Origin of the sequence: Streptomyces sp. G5(2025) (assembly GCF_049542075.1) — a bacterium.
Lineage (GTDB): Bacteria > Actinomycetota > Actinomycetes > Streptomycetales > Streptomycetaceae > Streptomyces.
In genome coordinates, this window is sequence record NZ_JBMUZT010000006.1 from 4,423,796 (window position 1) to 4,445,938 (window position 22,143).

Annotated in this window: 17 protein-coding genes and 1 pseudogene; 8 read left to right on the top strand and 10 right to left on the bottom strand. The window is 72.6% G+C overall.

Features of this window, described 5'->3' with window-relative positions:
• Window positions 1–34: 34 nt before the first annotated feature.
• Window positions 35–3,139 carry an NACHT domain-containing protein gene (locus ACOBQB_RS30920; RefSeq protein ID WP_423596342.1) on the bottom strand — a complete coding sequence of 1,035 codons (3,105 nt, stop codon included), beginning with the start codon at window positions 3,137–3,139 and terminating at the stop codon, window positions 35–37.
• 481 nt (window positions 3,140–3,620) lie between these two features.
• Between ACOBQB_RS30920 and ACOBQB_RS30925 the strand changes: the two genes are divergently transcribed.
• Window positions 3,621–4,310: a M23 family metallopeptidase gene (locus ACOBQB_RS30925; RefSeq protein WP_423596344.1), complete on the top strand. Its 690-nt coding sequence runs from the start codon at window positions 3,621–3,623 to the stop codon at window positions 4,308–4,310.
• Between the two features lie 34 nt (window positions 4,311–4,344).
• On the opposite strand, the gene ACOBQB_RS30930 is transcribed toward ACOBQB_RS30925, so the two are convergent.
• Entirely contained in the window at window positions 4,345–4,932 is a 588-nt protein-coding gene (locus tag ACOBQB_RS30930; RefSeq protein ID WP_423596346.1) for a TetR/AcrR family transcriptional regulator, read from the bottom strand.
• A 153-nt stretch (window positions 4,933–5,085) separates the two neighbouring features.
• Between ACOBQB_RS30930 and ACOBQB_RS30935 the strand changes: the two genes are divergently transcribed.
• The 3 genes from ACOBQB_RS30935 to ACOBQB_RS30945 all read left to right on the top strand — a co-directional run bounded on the left by ACOBQB_RS30935 (window position 5,086) and on the right by ACOBQB_RS30945 (window position 7,657).
• The gene (locus ACOBQB_RS30935; protein ID WP_423596348.1) at window positions 5,086–6,639 is read left to right on the top strand and encodes an MDR family MFS transporter; all 1,554 of its coding nucleotides are present in this window, start codon (window positions 5,086–5,088) and stop codon (window positions 6,637–6,639) included.
• 83 nt (window positions 6,640–6,722) lie between these two features.
• Complete coding sequence (locus ACOBQB_RS30940) at window positions 6,723–7,214, top strand: helix-turn-helix transcriptional regulator (protein WP_423598874.1); 492 nt, start codon at window positions 6,723–6,725, stop codon at window positions 7,212–7,214.
• Window positions 7,211–7,657 (top strand): VOC family protein, encoded by a 447-nt coding sequence (locus tag ACOBQB_RS30945; protein WP_423596350.1) that lies wholly within the window; start codon window positions 7,211–7,213, stop codon window positions 7,655–7,657. The genes ACOBQB_RS30940 and ACOBQB_RS30945 overlap by 4 nt, the downstream gene beginning before the upstream one ends.
• Before the next feature lie 18 nt (window positions 7,658–7,675).
• On the opposite strand, the gene cseC is transcribed toward ACOBQB_RS30945, so the two are convergent.
• The 5 genes from cseC to ACOBQB_RS30970 form a co-directional block, all read right to left on the bottom strand.
• The gene (cseC, locus tag ACOBQB_RS30950) at window positions 7,676–9,175 is read right to left on the bottom strand and encodes a two-component system sensor histidine kinase CseC (protein WP_423596352.1); all 1,500 of its coding nucleotides are present in this window, start codon (window positions 9,173–9,175) and stop codon (window positions 7,676–7,678) included.
• 74 nt (window positions 9,176–9,249) lie between these two features.
• The gene (cseB, locus tag ACOBQB_RS30955) at window positions 9,250–9,963 is read right to left on the bottom strand and encodes a two-component system response regulator CseB (protein ID WP_423596354.1); all 714 of its coding nucleotides are present in this window, start codon (window positions 9,961–9,963) and stop codon (window positions 9,250–9,252) included.
• 160 nt (window positions 9,964–10,123) lie between these two features.
• Window positions 10,124–10,768 carry a hypothetical protein gene (locus ACOBQB_RS30960; protein WP_423596356.1) on the bottom strand — a complete coding sequence of 215 codons (645 nt, stop codon included), beginning with the start codon at window positions 10,766–10,768 and terminating at the stop codon, window positions 10,124–10,126.
• Window positions 10,756–11,304 carry a SigE family RNA polymerase sigma factor gene (locus ACOBQB_RS30965; RefSeq protein ID WP_398516120.1) on the bottom strand — a complete coding sequence of 183 codons (549 nt, stop codon included), beginning with the start codon at window positions 11,302–11,304 and terminating at the stop codon, window positions 10,756–10,758. Before ACOBQB_RS30965 ends, ACOBQB_RS30960 begins: the two co-directional genes overlap by 13 nt.
• A 205-nt stretch (window positions 11,305–11,509) precedes the next feature.
• A complete protein-coding gene (locus ACOBQB_RS30970) occupies window positions 11,510–12,445 on the bottom strand; it encodes an A/G-specific adenine glycosylase (protein ID WP_423596358.1) in 936 nt (311 codons plus the stop codon).
• Between the two features lie 191 nt (window positions 12,446–12,636).
• Between ACOBQB_RS30970 and ACOBQB_RS30975 the strand changes: the two genes are divergently transcribed.
• Both ACOBQB_RS30975 and ACOBQB_RS30980 read left to right on the top strand, forming a co-directional pair.
• Complete coding sequence (locus ACOBQB_RS30975; protein ID WP_423596360.1) at window positions 12,637–14,958, top strand: histidine kinase; 2,322 nt, start codon at window positions 12,637–12,639, stop codon at window positions 14,956–14,958.
• 8 nt (window positions 14,959–14,966) lie between these two features.
• A complete protein-coding gene (locus ACOBQB_RS30980; RefSeq protein WP_423598876.1) occupies window positions 14,967–15,629 on the top strand; it encodes a response regulator transcription factor in 663 nt (220 codons plus the stop codon).
• A gap of 177 nt (window positions 15,630–15,806) precedes the next feature.
• Here the strand turns inward: ACOBQB_RS30980 and ACOBQB_RS30985 are convergent.
• Window positions 15,807–16,421, bottom strand: a pseudogene (locus ACOBQB_RS30985) (phosphatase PAP2 family protein); the annotation flags it as partial.
• Window positions 16,422–16,594: 173 nt separating this feature from the next.
• On the opposite strand from ACOBQB_RS30985, the gene ACOBQB_RS30990 reads away from it, so the two are divergent.
• Window positions 16,595–17,419 carry a hypothetical protein gene (locus ACOBQB_RS30990; RefSeq protein WP_423596362.1) on the top strand — a complete coding sequence of 275 codons (825 nt, stop codon included), beginning with the start codon at window positions 16,595–16,597 and terminating at the stop codon, window positions 17,417–17,419.
• A 43-nt stretch (window positions 17,420–17,462) separates the two neighbouring features.
• Here ACOBQB_RS30990 and disA read toward each other — a convergent pair whose 3' ends face one another.
• Window positions 17,463–18,587: a DNA integrity scanning diadenylate cyclase DisA gene (gene disA / locus ACOBQB_RS30995; protein ID WP_423596364.1), complete on the bottom strand. Its 1,125-nt coding sequence runs from the start codon at window positions 18,585–18,587 to the stop codon at window positions 17,463–17,465.
• 79 nt (window positions 18,588–18,666) lie between these two features.
• On the bottom strand, window positions 18,667–20,076 hold the full coding sequence (radA, locus tag ACOBQB_RS31000; protein ID WP_423596366.1) for a DNA repair protein RadA: 1,410 nt from the start codon (window positions 20,074–20,076) through the stop codon (window positions 18,667–18,669).
• A gap of 226 nt (window positions 20,077–20,302) precedes the next feature.
• Here radA and ACOBQB_RS31005 point away from each other — a divergent pair, with 226 nt between their 5' ends.
• A complete protein-coding gene (locus ACOBQB_RS31005) occupies window positions 20,303–22,123 on the top strand; it encodes a BACON domain-containing protein (protein WP_423596368.1) in 1,821 nt (606 codons plus the stop codon).
• The last annotated feature ends 20 nt before the right edge of the window (window positions 22,124–22,143 follow it).

A 22,143-nucleotide genomic window follows, 5' to 3' on the forward strand; every position in this document is an offset into this window, starting at 1 on the left:
CAGCCCCTTTTCGCATGGGCGGGGCGGGGGCGGCTCAGTCGGTGTGCAGGGCGTACGCGTCGACCTTGACGTGCGCGGGGAACGTCTCGTAGCCGTAAGCCTGCATGGCGGGGACACTCACCAGGGCGAGGTCCGGCAGGAGCGTGGGCAGCGGGGCGATGCCGATCGGTTCCCGGTCGGGGAGCACGGTCAGCCGCAGGCGTCGCACGCCGGGGAAGAGCCCGCCGAGCCGGGCCTGTGCGGCCTCCCAGCCGCTCTCGACGTGGAGGGTGAGCTCGGTGACGCCGGGCAGGCTCGCACCGGGCGGTGCGTCGGCCAGGCAGCCGGAGGGGAGCGACATCATCGTGAGACGGGGCAGGCGCGTGAGGGCATCCCACGGCAGGCCGTCGTGCGCGGTGCTCTCGTGGCCGATCATCAGGCCCGCCAGGTGCGGCCACCGGTCCACGCGGTGCAGGTCGCCCAGGTGCCGGTCGGCGTCGAAGATCCCGAGGGTGCGCAGCGGGGCCTGCGGGGGCAGCGGGGCGAGCGTGTAGGGCTCGCGGATGTTCCACAGCCGCAGCTCCGTCACGCCGCGTACGGCCGCGAGAGCCTCCTCGGTGAGGCGGGCGGGGGAGAGGCCGAGCGAGAGGTAGCCGGGAGCCGTGGCGGCCAGCAGGCGGGAGGCGGCCCCGGGCGAGACCGTCTCGCGGATGTCCAGGTGCCGCGGGCGCAGTCCCAGGCGCTCCAGCTCCGCCACCTGCTCGTCGTCGCGGATCGAGAAGTGCGTCGTGCCGTCGTCCAGGCGCGCGATGACCTGCTCCGCGTAGGCCCGGCGTTCGAAGCGGCTCCACCCCCACATGAGCTGGCTGCGTACGGCTATGGCCGGATGGCGGGCGAAGCGCGCGAGGTGGGGGATGGCGCTGTCCGAGCGGACGTGTGTCAGGGTGATCGCCACGTCTCTGGCGTCCTCGTCGTCAAGGCCGTCAGGGCCCGGCAGCAGGTCGAGCACCATCGGGCCGACCGCGCCCAGCTCGCGCGCCTCGCGGCGGCTCTGCGGCGGGATGAGCCGGGCCGTGCGCCGCTCCACCTCCTCCCGTACCGCCGGGGCGAGTTCCGCCGCGTGTTCGAGGCAGGCCGCGGCGAGGAGATGGACGCGATTCCGGGAGCGTTTGTCGGGGTGGCCGTCTCCGTAGGCCATCACCTCGCGTAGAAGTTCGGTGCGTTCACGGGGCCGCGCCTGGGCCACCGCCATGCGGATGACGTCCTCCCACTGGTCGTCCGCCGCGTGCCGGGCGAGGACGCCGAAGTCGCCCTCGTCGACGGCCGCGCGGGCGCCCAGGAAGTCCTGGAAGGTGCGGTGCACGAATTCGACGGTATCGGGGCCCGGCTCGCGCAACAGGCCGCTGCGGTGCAGGAAGTGGGCGTAGACGGCCTCCGCGTCGCCGAGCGCGGCGAGTTCCGGGACGGCCGGCAGGGCGTCCGCGATGATCGACTCCGCGCGGGAACGGTCCATCATCGTGCGGCCGTTGCGGATCAGCCAGTACGCGAGGCGTTGCAGGAGCTGGAGTTGCGGCTCCTCGCGCAGTTCGGGGACGGCCATGTGGCGTTCGCGGTCCCTGCGGACCAGGAGCATGGAGAGGGCGGCGGTGTAGAGGTCCTTGCGGCCCAGCGGCAGGAAACCCCTGCGGTCGCGGTGCAGGGCGCAGATCAGGCCGCACATCAGGGGGTTGGTGGCCAGGAGGCCGAGGTCCGGCTGCGACTTCACCGCGGCCAGGAGCTGGTTCTCGTACGCCTTGAGGACCGCGTCGTCGTCGGCTTTGCCGGTGACCGCCGCAGTGTGCCAGCGCTCGATGAACGCGGCCACATCCGGCTGCCTCATCGCGGAGAGCGTCAGCTCCGTGAAGCCCTCCTCGGCGAGCCAGTCGGTGCGGATCGCCGAGGGGCGCGAGGTGACCAGCCAGTGGTTGCCGGGGTAGGCGTCGATGAGATCCGTGAGCCACGCGCGCGTGCGGGCGCGTTCCGCGTCCGGGATCTCGTCGATGCCGTCGACCAGGACCAGGGCGCGGCCCGCCGACAGGACGCGCGCCTCCCAGCCTGCGGGCTGCGTGCCGGCGAGCGGGCAGCCGACCGACGCGAGGAAGTCCGCGGGGGCGGGCAGCCGCTCGCCGTGGCGGGTGAGGGCGCGCAGCGGCAGGACGTAGGGGACACGGTCGTAGAGGTACGTCATGGGGCCCTCGGCCAGGTCCTGGCGGGCGGCGCTGACCGCGAGCCACTGGACGAGGGTCGTCTTGCCGGAGCCGGCCTCGCCGCGCAGCAGGACGCGGTCGTGGGCGGCGAGGGCCTGGTCGGCGGGGAGCGGGGAGCTGTGCTCGACGACCTCCACCTCTTCCACGTGGTACTCCGCGCCGGCCAGGAGCCGCGCCGTCGTCACGCGCCCGGGTGCCGTCGCCTCCAGGGACATGTAGGCCGCGTCCAGGGGCCACTTGCCCGGGGTGTCCGTCAGGTGGATCCCGAAGATCGTCAGCTTGCCGTGCTTCTTCGCCACGTACGCGAGGTAGCGGCGTTCGAAGGCGGCGTCCAGGGCTCCCGGGCGGGGGTCGCGGGCGATCAGTTCGTCGACCTTGGCGATCAGCTCGTCCTGGCCGTGGCTCTGCGCGACCAGCGTCGCCGCCACGAACGTGGAGCGCTGCGTGAAGAACTGGAGGATGTGCAGGCAGGCCCACTCGGTGACGGAGTCGAGATAGCGGGCGGCGTCCGCGGACAGCCCCGCGGGGACCGGGATGCCGGTGGCCGACGCGCCGCGGATGAGCTCGCGGGCCAGCTTCCGGTGGCCGAGGCGGACTGCCTGGACGTCGTCCATGTCGAGGCCGCCGAGGGCGAGGAGTACGCGGGCCAGGGCGTCGGTGACCGCGGTTGCCTCGTCCGGCGGGAAGGGGGCCTCGCCGGGGCAGGCCAGGGACCGGTTCACGAGCCGCTGCGCGAGGCGGCGCACGTCGGGCTCGGTCAGCGTGCGCTTCTCGCCCCGGAAGGAGACGAGCCCGGAGAGCCGCACGGGCCGCTCCACGAGGCCTGCCCCCGGTCCCTCCCGGACGAACAGTCGCTTGATCAGCGGGCCGATGACGCTCGATGCCAGGCGGGTGCCCATGACCGCGGGATCCATGGGCGTGAGCGTAGTCGGCGTCACATCGGCGGCGGGGTCGATCTTGCCGACCGGTGACATGCCGCACAGGGATTTCGCCCGGTACTAGGCGGAATAGTGGACCCGGGGGGATCGGGACGCGGGACCTTCGGCCCACAACCTCCGGGACCTTTGCCGCGTCGGGCGCATCCAGGTGGGGGTGTGGTGGGGGCCGGGTGTGGACACGGGCCGACGGGCGCCCTTACGTGCGCTTAAACCTTCCCGGCGGCGGGAAATCCCGTGATCGATGATCAGGTGAATTGTCCGGATTTGATGGTGTCAAGAGGGCGAAATCCTGACGGCTGACTACGGCTTTCGGTAGTAGATGGGTGGTTTGGGCGTGGACTGAGGGCGGGTTACCAAGGGATGGCCGACCCGGCGAAGCGTGCTCAGCGGGATCCCACCCGCTCCCGTCCGCCGGGTTCTCTCACGCCTCCGTCACCCAGCTCCGAAGGACGTCCCCATGTCGAAGCGCACCAAGTCCCACCATCCCCGCCCGTCCCTCTCCCGTACGCGGGCGGCCGTCGTCGCCGCGGGCCTCGGGATGTCGGCGGTTCTCGGGGCCGGGGTCTCGGTCGCTGCGGACAGCGCCCAGAGCGGCGGCGCGCTGCCCCGCGTCACCGTGAACTCCGTCCACGCGCAGGCCGCCGCCCAGGCCAAGGCCGCCCAGAAGGCCAAGGCCGCGGCGGTCAAGAAGGCGGCCCCGAAGGCCGCCCCGAAGGCGCCGACGGCTGCCGCCTGGGTCCACCCGGTCCAGCGCTACACGCTCTCCGCGAGCTTCGGTCTCGGCGGCAGCATGTGGTCGCACAAGCACTCCGGCCAGGACTTCGCCGTCCCGGTGGGCACCCCGGTCGCGGCCGTGCACGGCGGCACCGTCGTCAAGGCCGGCCCCAACGGCGCCGGCGACGGTCCCGCGTACGGCAACGCCGTCGTGATCAAGCACAGCAACGGCACGTACTCCCAGTACGCGCACCTCTCGCAGGTCGACGTCCGCGTGGGGCAGAACGTCACCACCGGCCAGCGTGTCGCCCTCTCCGGCAACACCGGCAACTCCAGCGGCCCGCACCTGCACTTCGAGATCCGTACGACCCCCAACTACGGCACGGCCGTGGACCCGGTCGCCTTCCTGCGCTCGGTGGGCGTGAAGGTCTGACCCGAGCGGGTCTCCGACCCCGGCGCACGTGGGCTCAGTCGCCCGCGTGCGCCTGCGTGACCAGATCGATGGCGACTTCGAGGATGGCCTTCCGCTTCTCCTCGGGGTCGCCTTCGATGTCCTTGAGCACGAACATCCCGCCGTGCATGGTGAACAGGGCGCTGAAGCACCGCACCTGGTCGGCCATCGGCGCCCCCGGGTCCTTGAGGATCTCGTAGAGCCCGATCATGCGGTCCCGGAAGCTCTCGCCGGTCTTCAGGTCGCGCATCGTGGCCTGGTTCTCCTGCATGAAGCGGAAGAGCGGTGCCGCGTCGACCAGGATCTCGCTGTAGCGGCGCAGGACCTGCTCCCTGATGGCGAGGGTGGGCGGCTGCGGCTGCTGGTGGCCCCACTCGATCAGCTCGTCGATCGGCCGGGTGAGGTCGTCGAAGATGCTGGTCAAAATGGCTTCCTTGGTCTTGAAGTGGTAGTACAGCGCCGCCTTCGTGACCTCCAGCCGCTCCGCGATCTCGCGCAGCGACGTCTTCTCGTACCCCTGTTCGGCGAAGAGTGCGAGGGCCACGTCCTGGATGCGCTGGCGGGTGTTCCCGCGACGCTGCTGCTTGCCTGTGCCCGTGCCCATCGGGTGCTCCTCGGCTCCACTCAAACTTACTTGACGCCCGGCTAGTCGGGGGTCTACCTTCCCTCAGTGTAGTCAACTAGCCGGGCGGCAAGTAAGGCGCCGGGTGGGTCCGTGGGCGCCGAAGGCGTCCTGGAAGGCGCGGGAGTGGGGAACATGGCGAACACCAGCACGGCGCAAGCCGGACCGGAGCAGGGGGCCGAGCCGGGGGGAAAGGCCGAGCCGCGGCCGCGCAGCGTGCGCGTCGTGCTGATGGCCCTGATGATCGCGATGCTGCTCGCGATGCTCGACAACATGATCGTGAGCCCCGCGATGCCGACGATCGTCGGCGACCTCGGCGGCCTGGAGCACCTCTCGTGGGTCGTGACCGGGTACACCCTCGCGACCGCCGCCTCGACCCCCATCTGGGGCAAGGTCGGCGACATGTACGGGCGCAAGGGCGCCTTCCTCACCGCGATAGTGATCTTCCTGGCCGGCTCCGCGTTGAGCGGCATGGCCCAGGACATGGGGCAGCTGATCGGCTTCCGGGCCATCCAGGGCCTCGGCGCGGGCGGGCTGATGGTCGGCGTCATGGCGATCATCGGGGACCTCGTGCCGCCGCGTGAGCGCGGCAAGTACATGGGCATGATGACCGGCGTCATGGCGGTCGCGATGATCGGCGGCCCGCTCGTCGGCGGCGCCATCACCGACCACCTCGGCTGGCGCTGGGCCTTCTACATCAACCTGCCGCTCGGCGCCGTGGCGCTCGCCATGGTGACCACGGTCCTGCACCTGCCGAAGAAGAAGGCCGAGGGGCGCATCGACTATCTCGGCGCGGCCCTGCTCACCGTCGGCATCAGCGCGCTGGTGCTCGTCACCACCTGGGGCGGCACGGAGTACACCTGGGGCTCCGCCGTGATCATGGAGCTCATCGCCATCGGCGTCGTCGCGCTCATCGGCTTCCTCCTCGTACAGAAGAAGGCCGCCGAGCCGATCATGCCGCTGCACATCTTCCGCAGCCGCAACTTCTCGCTGATGGCCGTGATCGGCTTCATCACCGGCTTCGTGATGTTCGGCGCGATGCTCTTCCTGCCGCTCTACCAGCAATCCGTGCAGGGTGCCTCGGCGACCAATTCCGGGCTGCTGCTGCTCCCGATGCTGCTCTCGATGATGGTCGTCTCGATGTTCGCCGGCCGGTTCACCACGGCCACCGGCAAGTACAGGGCCTTCCCGGTCGTCGGCACCGTACTGATGATCGTCGGCTTCTTCCTGCTGGCGCAGATGGACACGGAGACCTCGCGGCTCACCTCGGGCCTCTACATGGCGGTGCTCGGCGCGGGCATGGGCTTCCTGATGCAGGTCACCATGCTGGTCGCCCAGAACAGCGTCGAGATGAAGGACATGGGCGTCGCCTCGTCCTCGGCCACGCTCTTCCGTACGCTCGGCTCCTCCTTCGGCGTCGCGATCATGGGCGCGCTCTTCAACGACCGGGTCCAGCACGTGATGGCCGAGCGCGCCGGGGAGCTGGGCGGCAAGGTCACCGAGAAGTCGGCGCAGCTCGACGCGGCGAGCCTGGCGAAGCTGCCGGAGCAGGTGAGTGACGCGTACAAGGTCGCGGTCGCCTCCGGTACGCACGCGGCGTTCCTGCTCGGTGCCGCCATCGGCGTCGCCGCGCTGCTCGCCTCGCTCTTTGTGAAGGAGACCCCGCTGCGCGGCTCGGGCCCGGCCTGACCCGGTCGCCCTCCCCGGCCCCCGGCGCCCTCGCGCCGGGGGCCGTTGTCAGTGCCGCGTGCCAGCATCGGGGTGTGGAGAAACTGCGGCTGATGCGTCTGGCCAAGGACGCCATGGACCGCGACTGGGCCGACCCGCACCTCGACCTGGACGCGGTGGCGGCCCACGCCGGTTACTCCCGCCACCACTTCATCCGCGCCTTCAAGGAGGTGTACGGCGAGCCGCCGGGGCAGTACCTCTCCCGCCGCCGGATCGAGCGCGCCGAGGACATGCTGCGCACGGCCGACCTGACCGTCACGGAGATCTGCCTGCTCGTCGGCTTCAGCAGCGTCGGCACGTTCTCGTCCACCTTCAAGCGCCGCACCGGCCTGACCCCCAGCGAGCACCGCACCCAGCACGTGGGCCGCGGCGCCGCCCTCATCCCCGGGTGTTACGCGATGCTCTGGGCCGACGGCTTCCCCGGGCGGAAGGAGAGTCGCACATGTGAAGAAGCGGACCGAGAGCCGCACTGCCTACGGTGTTCTGGTGGGGCGGAGCCCCGCCCCACCCCCCCTCCCGCTTGGAGCACGCCATGATCAAGGGACTCGCCATCTCCACCGTCTGGGTCCTCGACCAGGACCGGGCCAAGGAGTTCTACACCGAGAAGCTGGGCCTGGAAGTCCGTACGGACATGACGATGGGCGACGGCGGCATGCGCTGGCTCACGGTCGGCGCCAAGGACCAGCCCGACGTGGAGCTGACGCTGATGGTGCCGGGCCCGCCCGCCATGGACCCCGAGTCGGCCGAGGCCATGAAGAAGCTGGTCGCCAAGGGCGTCCTCGGCGCGGGCGTCCTCGTCACCGACGACGTACACGGGGACTACGAGAAGCTGAAGGCGCGTGGCGTCGAGTTCCTCCAGGAGCCGCAGGAGCGCCCGTACGGAATCGAGGCGCTCTTCCGCGACGACTCCGGGAACTGGTTCTCGTTCACGCAGCGCCGCGAGGGCGGCCTCGACCTCGACAAGGACTGGTCGTGCTGACCCCCTGACGGCTGTCCGTCAGAGGTTGTCCGGCAGCTGAAGCATCGGGTAGCTCCCGGTGTTCGTGGGCGCGTGCTCCGGCAGCCACAGCACCGCGACCGCGCCCTCGGAGGGCTCCTCGGGCGCCGCACCCGCGGGGCGTACGTTGCGGAAGGTCAGCCGCGCCCCGAGCACCCGCGCCTGGCCCGCCGCGATCGTCAGACCGAGGCCGTGGCCGTGCCCCGCCCGGTCGGTGCTGCCCGTGCGGAAGCGGCTCGGCCCCTCGTGCAGGAGGGCCTCGGGGAAGCCGGGGCCGTGATCGCGCACCCGGACCACGCGGCCCTCGACGCTGACCTCGATGGGCGGCTTGCCGTGCTTGGCGGCGTTGGCGACGAGGTTGCCGAGGATGCGCTCAAGACGGCGCGGGTCGGTGGTGACCTCCGACTCGTGCACCACCGTCACCGTCACGTCCGCGGTCAGGGACGCCATCCGCCGCGTCACGAACTCGCCGAGGGTGATGTCCTGGAGCTCGGCGCGCTCGGCCGCGGAGTCCAGGCGGGCCACCTCCAGGACGTCCTCGACGAGGGTGCGCATCGCCTGGGCGCGGTCCTTGACCAGCTCGCTGGGGCGGCCCGGCGGCAGCAGCTCGGCCGCCGTGAGCAGCCCGGTCACCGGGGTGCGCAGCTCGTGCGCGATGTCCGCGGTCACCCGGCGCTCGGCCTCCAGGCGCTGCTTGAGGGCGTCGGCCATCGCGTCCACGGCGCTGGCCAGATCGTCGGTCTCGTCCTTGACGACACCGCCGATCGCGTCGCGGACGCTGACGTCCGTCTGCCCCTGGGCGACCTCGCTCGCCGCCGTCGCCGCCTTCCGCAGGCGCCGCGACAGCTGCCCGCCGACCAGCACGCCGAGGGCGCAGCCACCGAAGACGACCGCGATCGAGCCGATGACCAGGGCCTGGTCGAGGTCCTTCATGACGGTGGCGCTGCGGTCGGTGAAACGGGAGTGCAGCGACAGGACGTGCCCGTCGGCGAGCGGCACGGCGGCCCAGATGTCCGGCACGCCGTCCGGCTTGTCCTCGACGAAGGTGGCGCGGCGGCCCGTGAGGACCTTCTGCCGCAGCTCCTCGGGCAGCTCCGGGTCGTCGACCTTCGTGCCGAACTGGAGGGTCTGGCGCTGCGACGCGGAGTACAGCCGCAGGGCGAACTGGATGCGCTCGTCCTGCACGTCGCGCGCGTTGTCCAGCATCGAGACACGCGCGGCGTTGTGCACGACGAGGCTCAGCGCCACGGCGACCAGCGCGCCGACCAGCGCGATCGCCGCGCTGATCTTCCAGCGCACGCCGGTGCGCAGGCCGGTGGTGCGCAGACCGGTGCGCAGATCGGTGGTGCGTGAACCGGTGGTCCGCAGACCGGTGCGCAGATCGGTGGTGCGTGAACCGGTGGTCCGCAGACCGGTGCGCAGGCCGGTGCGCAGGCGTGTGCCCACGCCGTTCCGGAGCACCTCACGGACGCGCTCGACCGCCCTGTGGCCCCCGTTCATGTACGTCCCCTGAGTCCGCGGCCCCGGGGCCGCCGCCGTGCGCCGTTCGTCACGCGTCCGCTCACGCCGTGAGCTCACGCCTTGAGCTTGTAGCCGAAGCCGCGCACCGTCTCGATGCGGTCCTGGCCCACCTTCGTACGCAGCCGCTGCACATGGACGTCGACGACGCGGGTGTCGCCGCCCCAGCCGTAGTCCCACACGCGCTCCAGGAGCTTGTCGCGGGAGAGGACCGTGCCGGGCGCGGACGAGAACTCCAGGAGCAGCCGCATCTCGGTCGGCGTCAGCCCGACCGGGGTGCCGCCCCTGCGGACCTCCATGCCCTCCGTGTCGATCTCCAGGTCGCCGAAGTGCAGTACACCGCCCGCCGCCGAGGTTTCCTCACCCGAGGCGGCCGTCGCCGAGCCGCTACCGCTGGCGTGCCCGAAGCGGCGCAGGACGGCGCGGATACGGGCGACCAGGACGGCCCCGTCGAACGGCTTCGTCACGTAGTCGTCGGCGCCCGCCTCCAGGCCCAGCACGACGTCGATGGAGTCCGCGCGCGCCGACAGCATGATCACGGGGACGGTCGACTCGTCGCGGATGCGGCGGCACAGCGAGACGCCGTCCAGGCCCGGCACCATGACGTCGAGCAGCGCGATGTCCGGCTGGTTCGCGCGGAACGCCTCAAGGCCCGCCAGCCCGTCGGGCATGGCCGTCACCGCGAAGCCGTCGCGCTCCAGGGCGAGCTGGGTGGCCTCACGGATGACGTCGTCGTCCTCGACGAACAGGACATGGGTCTGCTCTGCCATCGGATGCTCTCAGTCCTTCTCGGTGCTCTGTACGTTCTCTGCGGGTCTGCGGGTCTGCGGGTCTGCGGGTCTGCGGGTCTGCGGGTCTGCGGGTGGTGCGGGTTCTGCGGGCCTGCGGGTGGTGGGGGTTCTGCGGGTTCTCCGCGGGGAGGGACGGTCGTCACTCCGCCGCCGGCGCGGGCTCCTCGCCACCCACCGCGTTGCTGAAGTCGCTGCGCGTACGGTCCGCCTCGGTGAAGCGGTGCGCCGACCAGCGGTACGTGATCACTTCCTCGCCGGAGGGATACGCCACCGAGTCGCCCTTCTCGTACAGCTGCTTCGTCACGACCAGGTCGCCCCGGTCGATCTCGGCGTAGACGGACGCGGGCTCCTCGGCCGTGAACACGTTCTTGTACCCGCCGTTCTCTGCGCGATACACGTAGCTGCCGATGCCGACGGCGTCCGCGCAGGTCAGGACGTTCACCACGACGTCGGCGGCGGAGCCTCCGGTCAGGTCGCCGTACGACACGTCGATCGGGTACGTCTTGCCCGCGCACGGCTTCAGGTCCCTCTTGACCGCCGGGCTGACCTTCGGGTCGTCCCTGACGAGCCGCACCGCGTCGATCTTCTCCGACGGCACGGAGACCGACGGCGACGTGGACGGCGAGGCGGACAGCACGGGCTCGCTGCGGGCCGGGCCCTCGTCGCGTGCGCCGGAACCACCGGTCGAGCAGGCGGAGAGGGAAAGGCCGACGGCGGCGAGCACGGCCACCGCCGTGCTCACCGCCTGCACGCTTGACTTGGCCTCAGGGCCTAGGCCGCGCAACGCTCCCGCTCCTCACGTCCGAGCGCGCCGGCGACCAGTTCCTCGCGGTCGCGGCTCTCCAGCTCCTGGCGGAGCCGGGCGAGCGCCCGGTGCAGCGTGCTCTTGACCGTTCCGGCCGACATGCCGAGTGCGGCGGCCGTCTCCTCTGTGGACATCTGCTCCCAGTGTCGCAGCACGACGACGCTGCGCTGCTTGGGTGCGAGCACCTTCATGATGTCCATGAGCAGAGCGCGGTCCGCGTGCTGTTCGGTGGAGTCTTCCACGCTCGCGTCGGGCAGCTGCTCGGTGGGCACCTCTTCGAGCTTGCGCGCCCGCCACCACTCGGTACGCGTGTTGATCATGACGCGGCGCAGGTAGGCGTCGGCGAGCCGCTTGTCGGCTATGCCGTCCCAGCGGCCGTACGTCCGTACGAGCGCGGTCTGCAGCAGGTCCTGGGCGTCGACGGGGTCCGGGACCAGGCGCCGGGCACTGCGCAGCAGGGCATCCTGCCGAGTGCGGACGTACTCTTCGAACTCGAGCACCTCGCCGTGCGCCATATGAAACCGCCTCCGTTCCGTCCCCATGTCGACCGCGGTCCTTGCCTGTGCGGTACAGGTAAGAAGCTACGGAGGCCGTGTCACGGGGTTGTGCGGAGCAGCCAGCGGCGGACGCACGGCTGTGCGTAGGTTGTGTAACAGAAGTAGGACCCGCGTAAACGCCTGCGCTCACCGGGTCCGCCAAGGGCGCCGGGCGCCCCCGGCGTCAGGTCAGGGGCAGCCGGTAGAGGCCGTCGGGCAGCGGCTCGACGAGACCGTCCGCGACCAGGCCGTCCAGCGCGCGGGCCCGCTGCACCGGCTCGTCCCACACCTGGTCGAGCACCGCCTGCGGTACGGGCGTCAGGGCCTCACGGAGCACCGCGAGCAGCTTGCCCCGCACCTGGCGGTCCGTACCCGCGTACGTCTGGCCGCGGCGGGCCGGGCCGTCGTGGGCCGGCTTGCCCGCCGTGCGCCAGGCGCACCGGTCGGCGATCGGGCACCGCGCGCAGTTCTCGTTCTTCGCGGTGCACACCAGCGCGCCGAGCTCCATCGAGGCGGCGGCCCAGCGCGAGGCGGTGCGCTCGTCCTCGGGCAGCAGGGCGCGGGCGAGCCTGCGCTCGGCGGCCGTGGTCGCGTTCGGCGGGTACTGCACCCCGGTCACGGCCCGTGCGAAGACCCGGCGCACGTTCGTGTCCAGGACGGCGTGCCGCTGCCCGTACGCGAAGGACGCCACGGCCGCAGCGGTGTACTCCCCGATGCCGGGCAGTGCGAGCAGCTGGCCGTGCTGCGTGGGTACGTCGCCGCCGTGCCGCTCCGTTATGGCGACGGCCGCGCCGTGCAGCCGCAGGGCGCGGCGCGGGTAGCCGAGCCGTCCCCAGGCGCGGACGGCCTCACCGGGGGCCTCCTTGGCGAGGTCGGCGGGGCGGGGCCAGCGGGCCAGCCACTGCTCGTACACGGGCAGGACCCGGCTGACGGGCGTCTGCTGGAGCATGAACTCACTGACCATCACGCCCCACGGCCCGGCGTCCTCGCGCCGCCACGGCAGATCACGGGCGTGCGCGTCGAACCAGGCGATGACGGGGGTGTGGAGGGCGTCCCCGGTGGGCTCGGGGGAGTCCCCCGGGGCCGGGCTGTTCGGCATGGGCTTCGTGGGAGCAGTCATGGCACCATCGATCCTGCCATGGCCGCGTCGGTTCCACGGGTTCCCCCGGGCGAGGTGTGTCCGGTGTGGCCGGGTTCTGAGTGACCGGTTTCTGAGTGACCGGGTTCTGTGTGACCGGGTTCTGTATGGCCCCGCCGCACCTGACGATCGGCAGGGGTGGCGGGTGTCACCGGACACGTAGCGTCGGGTGCGTGGAGAGACGTACGAGGAGCGCGCTGCTGTGGGGGGCGCTCGCCGTCCCCGTGGTGTCGGTGGACCGGCTCGGCATGAACGAACCCCGCCCGGCCTGGCAGCAGATCACCTCGCTCGCCGTCCTCGCCGCCGCTGTCGCGATCCACCGCACCCGGCCGCTGCCCGCGTTCCTCGCGGCGGCAGCCCTCGGCCTCGTCACCGGCTCCTCCCTCTTCACGCTCTCCTACGGGCCCGCCCTCGCCGCCTTCGCCCTGCTCCTCGGCCGCCGCGCGGGCCGCGCCCGCCCGGCCCTGCTCGCCTTCGGTGCCGTCGCGCTCGTCGGCACGGTCAAGATCGCCGTGCGTGATGTCGACCCCGTGGTGGAGTGGCTGGTCCTCATGGGCACGCTCGTGTTCGGCACGGTCTTCCCGTGGCTCACCGGCCGCTACTGGCGCCAGGCCCGCGAACTGGCCGCCGCGGGATGGGTGCGCGCCGACCAGCTGGAGCGCGAGCAGCGCATCGTCGCCGACCGCGCCCGGCTGCGGGAACGGGCCCGTATCGCCCAGGACATGCACGACTCCCTGGGCCACGAACTGAGCCTGATCGCCGTCCGCGCCGGCGCCCTCCAGGTCGCCCCCGACCTGCCGGCCCCGCACCGCGAGGCCGCCGCCGACCTCCGCGCGGCGGCCTCGCAAGCCACGGACCGCCTGCACGCGATCATCGGCCTGCTCCGCGAGGACGACGACGAGCGAGCACCGCTGGCACCAACCGGGGAGAGCGTCGCGGACCTCGTCGCACGCGCGGCGGAGTCGGGCTTGCGCATCACGTACACCGACGACCACGCATGCGGGTTGCGGCCGGCGGGGCGTGACACCGGGACGGACCCCGCAGGCGAGGCGGTGCCTGAAGCGGGGCCGCGGCCTCAACGCGTGCCGACAGCCGAAGCCGAGGCGGTGCCCGAAGCGGGATCGAACCCTCATCGTGTGTCGGCAGTCGGAGCTGAGGCGGCGGCCCAGGTACGCGAAGCCGGGCCGGGCCCCGTAGTTGAGGCGGCACCCCAAGCGGCATCGGCGTTCGTAGCCGAGGCGGTGCCCGAAGCCCAGGCGGGTCCTCAACGTGCGTCTGCGTTCGTAGCCGAGGCGGTGCCCGAAGCGGGGCCGAACCCTCATCGTGTGTCGGCAGTCGGAGCTGAGGCGGCGGCCCAGGTACGCGAAGCCGGGCCGGGCCCCGTAGTTGAGGCGGCACCCCAAGCGGCATCGGCGTTCGTAGCCGAGGCGGTGCCCGAAGCCCAGGCGGGTCCTCAACGTGCGTCTGCGGCCGAAGCCGAGGCGGTGCCCGAAGTGGGATCGAACCCTCATCGTGTGTCGGCAGTCGGAGCTGAGGCGGCGGCCCAGGTACGCGAAGCCGGGCCGGGCCCCGTAGTTGAGGCGGCACCCCAAGCGGCATCGGCGTTCGTAGCCGAGGCGGTGCCCGAAGCCCAGGCGAGTCCTCAACGTGCGTCTGCGGCCGAAGCCGAGGCGGCGGCCCAGGCCGTGTCGGTGCGTGCAGCCGGGGCGGGCCCCCAGGCTGAGGTCGCCGCCCAGGCCGTATCGGTGGCCCACGCCCCGTCAGCCGGCAAAGCAGAGGCCGTGTTCGCCGAGCGCACCGTCCATCGCGTGGTCCAGGAAGCCCTGACCAACGCCGCCAGGCACGCGCCCGGGGCCCACGTCACCGTTACCGTGGCGCGCGACCGCCACGCGACGACGGTCACCGTCACCAACGGCCGTCCCCAGGAGCCGGGTCCGCCGTCCGAGGGTGGCAGCGGGCTGCGCGGTCTGCGGGCCCGCGTCACCGATCTGGGCGGCGCCTTCGACGCGGGGCCGCACGGCGACGGCTTCCGGGTCACCGCGCGCGTCCCCGCCGAGGGGGCCGCCCCCGCGCCCCCGCCCCGCTTCGGCGCCCACCTCGCGTACGCGCGCCGCCGCACCGTCCTGGCCTTCGGCGCTGTCGTCGCCACGGGCGCGCTGCTCGTCGGCGGGGCCTTCGCCTGGTACGCGTACTCACGCACCCACTCGGTCCTCGACCCCGCCGACTACGCACGGCTGCGCGTCGGCGCACCCCGCGCCGAGGTGGCGCACCTGCTGCCGGACCAGGCCGCCACCGACCCGCCCGTGGAGCGCGCGCCGGCCCCGCCGCCGGAGGGCGCCGATTGCGCGTACTACCGCGCGAGCGGTGAACTCTTCACCGCCGTCCCCTACTTCAGGGTCTGCTTCGGCGGCGACAACGGCGAGAACAGGGCCCGCCTCGTGGACAAGGCCGTGATCCCCACGGCAGGTGAGATGAACAAGGAGCGTGTGCGGTGAATCAGGCGATGACCATCCGGGTCCTGCTGGCCGACGACGAGGCCATGATCCGCGCGGGTGTACGCGCCATCCTCGCCGCGGGCGGGGACATCGAGGTCGTCGCCGAGGCCGCCGACGGGCGCGAGGCCGTCTCCCTCGCGCAGGCCCACCGGCCCGACGTCGCGCTGCTGGACATCCGCATGCCGCGCCTGGACGGACTCGCCGCGGGCGAGGAGATCGTCCGTACCGTGCCGGGGACGGCGGTCGCCATGCTGACGACGTTCTCCGAAGACGCGTACGTGGCACGGGCGCTGGGCGGCGGCGCCACCGGTTTCCTGCTGAAGTCCGGCGACCCGCATGAACTCATCGCGGGCGTACGGGCGGTGGCGGGCGGCGCCGCCTTCCTCTCGCCGAAGGTGGCCCGGCATGTCATCGACGGCTTCGGCGCCCGGCGCATGGGCCGCGGCGCCGAGGCCCGCGCCCGCGTCGGGGCCCTCACCCCACGCGAACGCGAGGTCCTCGGCCTGGTCGGCGCGGGGCTGTCCAATCCGGCGATCGCTGCCCGGCTGCACCTCGTGGAGGGCACGGTCAAGGCGTATGTGAGCGCGGTCCTTGAGCGGCTCGACGTCAGGAACCGCGTCCAGGCGGCGATCGTCGCGTACGAAGCGGGGCTCGTCCCGGAAACGGACTGAGCCCCGCGGGCACGCCGGCCGCCCGTGTCAGCGGCGGTGCGTTCCGTGGCCGTGCGAGTCGCGGCGGTGCGTTCCGTGGCCGTGCGAGTCGTGGTGGTGCGCGTCGTGCGGGTGCGAGTCGTGGCGGCGGAACGTCATCGTCGGGGAGTCGTACGCCGCCGGGTCCGTCGCGGGGGACGGCGCGAGGGCGGGGCCCGGACCCGCGAACCACTTCACGAGGCCGTTCGAGGAGCCACGCATCGCCTGCCCGATCCGCGCCACGGGACGCGTGGTGATCCGTACCACCACGAACGCGAGCACCGCGCCGAGGACGAGACCGACCGCCACGTCGTGCGGGTAGTGCACGCCGACGAAGACCCGCGAGAACGCCATGAGCACGGCCATCGGGACCGTGAGGGCCGCGATGCGGGGCCAGGCGAGGGCGAGACCGATGGCGGCGGCGCCCGCGATCGTCGAGTGGTTGCTCGGGAAGGACCAGTCGCCGTAGGCGGGGCACTCGACGAGCGGCTTCAGCGCGCCGGACACCGCCCGGCAGGGGCGCTCCTCGTCGATCACCGACTTGAGCAGCTCGCTGCACACATACGCCACCGCGGTGGCGAGCGGGGCGAGCACCGCGATGGCCAGGGCGCGGGGGTCACCGCGCCGGGCCCGCCACCAGGCGACGATGAAAAGCACGCCGAAGAGAAGCAGGCCGAGCTCCGTCCACACCTCGGCGAGGTGCTGGAACCACGAGGGGGTGTCGTGGGCGAAGTCGGTGATGTCGCGGTAGAGGTCGTCGTCCATGGTGTCCATGATTACGGACGGTACGGAGTGAGTCCGAATCGTCACATCTGGCGACCGACCCGTGGGGGCCCCTGACGATCGACAGGGCCGGGAGGGCGTTCCGGGATGATGATCTACAAACTTTGTTGCCCAGGACGGCGGGTGGGGCAGGACACGCGTCAGATCTCTCGTAAGGTTTGGGCGTGGGATCTCTGCGCAATCCTGTCGGGCCGCTTCCCTCCACCATCTACTGGCGTCGGAGGGCCGTCCTGCTGTCCGTGTTGGGCCTGCTGGTGCTGCTCGCCGTCTGGGTCGCCACCTCCGGGGGCGACGGCGAACGCAACGGCGCCGACGGGCCGAGCGGCAACGGCCCCGCCACGTCGATCACTCCGGGGCCCTCCAGCTCGGGGCCCGCGGTCAGCCAACACCCGGGCGGGCGGGACGAGTCGAGTGAAGGCTCGGACTCCGGTTCCGGATCCGGTTCTGGTTCCGGGTCCGGGTCAGGTTCTGGTTCCGGTTCTGGCTCGGGTGGCTCCGGAGGTTCGGGCTCCGGGGGCTCCGGCGGTTCGGACGACGCCAAGGGCGGGGGCGGCTCGGCCGACCGGCTCCCGGCCGGGACGAAACTGCCCAACTGCACCGGCAGCACGGTGAAGTTGAAGGTCCGCAGCGTCCAGAACGAGTACGGGATCGACGAGAAGCCGAAGTTCGAGCTGATCGCCGAGAACAGCGGCGGCAAGGCCTGCAAGGTCGATCTGGGCGGCAGGGCAACGGTCGTGACGATCACTCAGGCCGACGGTGACGACGCGTTCTGGTCCTCCGACGACTGCCCCGCCGGAAGCGGCAGCCTGCTGCTGCGCGTGCCGGCCGAGGGGCGCATCACGCACACCGTGCAGTGGGACCGGCACGCCAGCGCCCCGCGGTGCGCGACGCCCGCGCCGCGTTCGGCGCCCGCGGACACCTACCTCGTCGAGGCGAAGGCCCCTGGCCTCGGGACCGCCCGGGCGTCGTTCGTCCTGGAGAAGGACTGACGGTCCCCGCGCTGCCGCGGGGCACCGCTCCAGGGTCGGTCTACTAGACGTACCGCTCCAGGATCGACGACTCCGCGAGGCGTGAGAGGCCCTCGCGGACGCTGCGGGCGCGGGCCTCGCCCACGCCGTCCACCGTCTGGAGGTCGTCCACGCTGGCGGCGAGCAGCTTCTGCAGGCCACCGAAGTGCTCGACGAGGCGGTCGATGATGGCGCCGGGGAGCCGGGGCACCTTGGCCAGGAGGCGGAAGCCGCGCGGCGACACGGCGGAGTCCAGGGCCTCCGGAGAGCCGGTGTAGCCCAAGGCCCTCGCCACGGTGGAGAGTTCGAGCAGCTCCGCGTGGGTGAGGGCGTCCAGCTCGGACAGCGCCTCGTCGACCGTGCGGGAGCGCTTGGCCGTCGGCTCGGGCACGTAGTCCCTGACGACCAGCTCCCGCTCGGGCTCGACGCCCGCGATCAACTCGTCCAGCTGGAGGGCGAGAAGCCGGCCGTCCGTGCCCAGCTCCACCACGTACTCGGCGATCTCCGTGGCGATGCGGCGCACCATCTCCAGGCGCTGGGCGACCGCCGTGACGTCCCGCACCGTCACCAGGTCCTCGATCTCCAGGGCGGAGAGCGTGCCCGCGACCTCGTCGAGGCGGAGCTTGTACCGCTCCAGGGTCGCGAGGGCCTGGTTGGCGCGGGAGAGGATCGCCGCCGAGTCCTCCAGGACGCGGCGCTGCCCGTCCACGTACAGCGCGATCAGGCGCATGGACTGGGAGACGGAGACCACCGGGAAACCGACCTGCTTGGAGACGCGGTCCGCCGTGCGGTGACGGGTGCCCGTCTCCTCCGTGGGGATCTTCGGGTCCGGCACCAGCTGCACGCCGGCGCGCAGGATCTTGGTGATGTCCTTGTCGAGGACGATGCCGCCGTCGAGCTTGCACAGCTCGCGCAGGCGCGTCGCCGTGAACTCGACGTCCAGGATGAAGCCGCCCGTGCACATCGACTCGACGGTCTTGTCCCAGCCGAGGACGATGAGGCCGCCGGTGTTGCCGCGCAGGATGCGTTCGAGCCCGTCGCGCAGGGCCGTGCCGGGCGCGACGGCGCTCAGGGAGGCGCGCATCAGCACATCGGCGGCCGAGCTTCCGCCGGACTTGCCGGGGTTCGCTGCCCGGTCGTTGGCTGCCACTGCACTCCCTCGGTCGCAGGTTGTCCAAGCCTCTTGCGTACGTCTGACTTCGTACGGATGGGCGAGACCAGGGCAAAGTCTACCGGCGCGCTTCCTCCTCCCGTGGGGCCTCTCGGCGACGGGATCGTGGAAGGACACGCAGGGCGTCCCCCATGTCGGCGACTTCGATGACCTTCATACCGGCGGGGATCCGGCCGGGATCGGTCGGTACGAGGGCGTGCGTGAAGCCGAGCCGGTGGGCCTCGGCCAGCCTGCGCTGGACGCCAGTGACCCGTCTGACCTCGCCGGCCAGGCCCACTTCCCCGATCGCGACGAGATTCTTCGGCAGCGGGGTGTCGCTCGCCGCGCTGGCGAGGGCGAGCGCGACGGCGAGGTCCGCGGCGGGCTCGGAGAGCTTCACGCCGCCGACCGTCGCGCTGTAGATGTCCCGCTTGCCGAGGGCCGTGATCCGGCCGCGCTGCTCCAGGACGGCCAGCATCATCGAGACGCGGGAGGTCTCCAGGCCGGAGGTGGTGCGCCGGGGGCTCGGGATCTGCGAGTCGACCGTGAGCGCCTGGACCTCGGCGACCAGGGGGCGGCGGCCCTCCAGGGTGACGGTCAGGCAGGTGCCGGGGACGGGCTCGGCACGGCGGGTCAGGAAGAGGCCGCTGGGGTCGGCGAGGCCGGTGATGCCCTCGTCGTGCAGCTCGAAGCAGCCGACCTCGTCCGTGGTGCCGTACCGGTTCTTGACGCCGCGGACCAGGCGCAGGCGCGCGTGCCGGTCGCCCTCGAACTGGAGGACCACGTCTACCAGGTGCTCCAGGAGGCGGGGGCCCGCGATCGCGCCGTCCTTGGTGACGTGGCCCACCAGGAGGGTGGACATGCCGCGCTCCTTGGAGGCGCGGATCAGGGCGCCCGCGACCTCGCGGACCTGCGCCATGCCGCCGGGCGCGCCGTCGATCTCGGGCGAGGCGACCGTCTGCACCGAGTCCAGGACCAGGAGCGAGGGCTTGACCGCGTCCAAGTGGCCGAGGACGGCGGAGAGATCGGTCTCCGCGGCCAGGTAGAGATGGTCGTCGATGGCGCCGATGCGGTCGGCGCGCAGCCGGACCTGGCTCGCGGACTCCTCACCGGTCACATAGAGGGTGCGGTGCTCCTCGCTGGCCGCCTTCGCCGAGACGTCCAGGAGCAGCGTGGACTTGCCGACGCCCGGCTCGCCCGCGAGCAGCACCACGGCGCCGGGGACCAGGCCGCCGCCGAGGACCCGGTCCAGCTCGGGCACGCCGGTGGAGCGCGCGGTGGCCTGACGGCCGTCGACCTCGCCGATCGGGACGGCGGAGGAGGTGACGCGGCCGGGGGCGGTGGTGCGGACCGCGGGCGCGCCGTACTCCTCGACCGTGCCCCAGGCCTGGCACTCTGGGCAGCGGCCGAGCCACTTGGCCGTCTGCCAGCCGCACTCGGTGCAGCGGTAGGACGGCCTGTCCTTGGAGGTCTTCGTACGGGCAGCCATGCTCGGAACCGTAGCCGAGGCCACTGACAACGGGTTCCGCGACAGCGGGTTCCCCGACAACGGGCGCCACAACAGCGGGTTCCACGGCAGCGGGTTCCGCGCGCAAGTCAAGACTGCGGAATGGTGGGTTCCTGTCCCCTTTCGAGGGATCTGTTCACCCGTAAGGATTAAATGTGTGCGAGGGGGAGGAAGCGGCCTGCATCATCCGCCTAACTTCGCACGGGTGATGAGCAGCAGGCCGGAAACTCCCGCGAACGCAACCGGCGCACACCGGGCGCACCGTGACGCGCGCAAGCGTGCGGCGCCCCGCCCGGCGCCCCGGACGACCCCGCCCGCGCGCTACGAACCGTGCCTGAACGGGCTGTTCACGTACTGCCTGTCCGTCCTGTGCGATCACGACGCGGCGACCGCGGCGCTGGGAGACGTGCTCCACCTCGCCGAGCGGCGGGGCTCGCGCGGCCCCGAAGCCGAGCGTGAGCTGCGGGCCTGGCTCTACGCCCTCGCGCGCTGGGTCTGCTTGCGCCGTCTGGCCGAGGCCAAGCGCGACCGCCAGGGCGCGCACGCCGCCCGCGGCACGGGCACCACCCGCGCCGCGAAGTCCGCCCCGGACGCCGAGAAGTCCGCCCCGCGCCCCGCGAGACCCGCCCCGCACGCCGCGGAGACGACCGCGGGCGCCGCGAGACCCGCCCCGCACGCCACGGAGGAGACCGAGCAGCGGCGCCACCGTGAACTGGCGCAGCTGGCCTGGCCGGAAGCCGCCGGGACGACCCCCGAGCAGCGGGAGGCCCTGGAACTGGCCGTGCGCCACCAGCTCACGCCCGCCGAGATCGCCGCCGTCCTCGGCATGGACCTCGCCAAGGCCCGCGGCCTGCTCGCCTCCGCCGCCTGCGAGGTGGAGCGCACCCGCGCCGCGCTCACCGTCGTGGAGACCGGCAGCTGCCCCATCGTCGCCCGTCTCACCGGCGACAATCAGGTGCTGCTCGGCACGGCCCTGCGCCGCGAGCTCGTCCGGCACGTCGACGACTGCCCGCGCTGCCGCCGCACCGCCGAGCGCGCCGGGGCGGGCGCCTGGCCCGGCACGGCCATCAGCCCGGCCACCCTCCCCGTCATCGAGGCCCCGCGGGACGCTCTGGCCCAGGCCATGGCGCGCCTCCCGCGCGCGCGGGGCGCCCACCCCCGCTACAACCGGCGCGGTTTCCCGATCGACCCCAAGGACAACGCCGCGCGCCGCGACCGCCTGCGCGCGCGTGCCGTCACGACGACCGTCGTCGCCACCGTGGTGGCCGCCCCGGTGCTCGCCCTCTGGGCCGCTTACCGGGGAGCGCCGCTCACCGGAGAGGGCCACGACGGCGGCGCGGTCACCGCGAGCGACGGCGAGGGCCCGGGCGGCCTCGGCAGCGACGACGTACGGGACTACGAGAACGCGGGAAACGCCCGCAAGAAGGACGGGCCCGGCTTCGGCGCGGGCGGCCGTTCGCACGACGTCTCCGTGGAGGTCGTCAGCGGCGGGTCCTCGTCCGGTGCGAGCACGGGCCCCGGGCGCCTGACCGTCGACGCGCAGCCGAGCGGCGACACGACGCTCATCACGCTCACGGCGTCCGGCGGCTCACCGGTCCGCTGGTCGGCGAGCGAGCAGGCGTCCTGGCTCTACCTCAGCCGCTCGTCGGGCACGCTCGCGCCGGGGGAGTCCGTCACCATCCAGGTCTACGTCGACCGCAACCGCGAGCCGTCCGGCCCCTGGCGCGCACGGGTGGCCATCGCCCCCTCGGGCGCGGTCATCTCGATCGACGGGTACGGGGGCGGGCGGCCGCCGACGCCGCCGGGACCGGGGCCGCGGCCCACCGACCCCCGGCCTTCCGACCCGGGCCCCTCGGATCCCGGCCCCTCGGACCCGGGCCCGTCGGATCCGGGCCCCTCGGACCCCGGGCCCACCGACCCCGATCCCACGCCGACGCCCACGGACCCGGAGCCCACGCCGTCGGACCCGGGGCCGGGGGACTCGTCGCCACCGCCGGGTGAGGGCGGGGGCACGCCCAGCCAGGGGTGAGGCCGGCCAGCGGTGAGCCC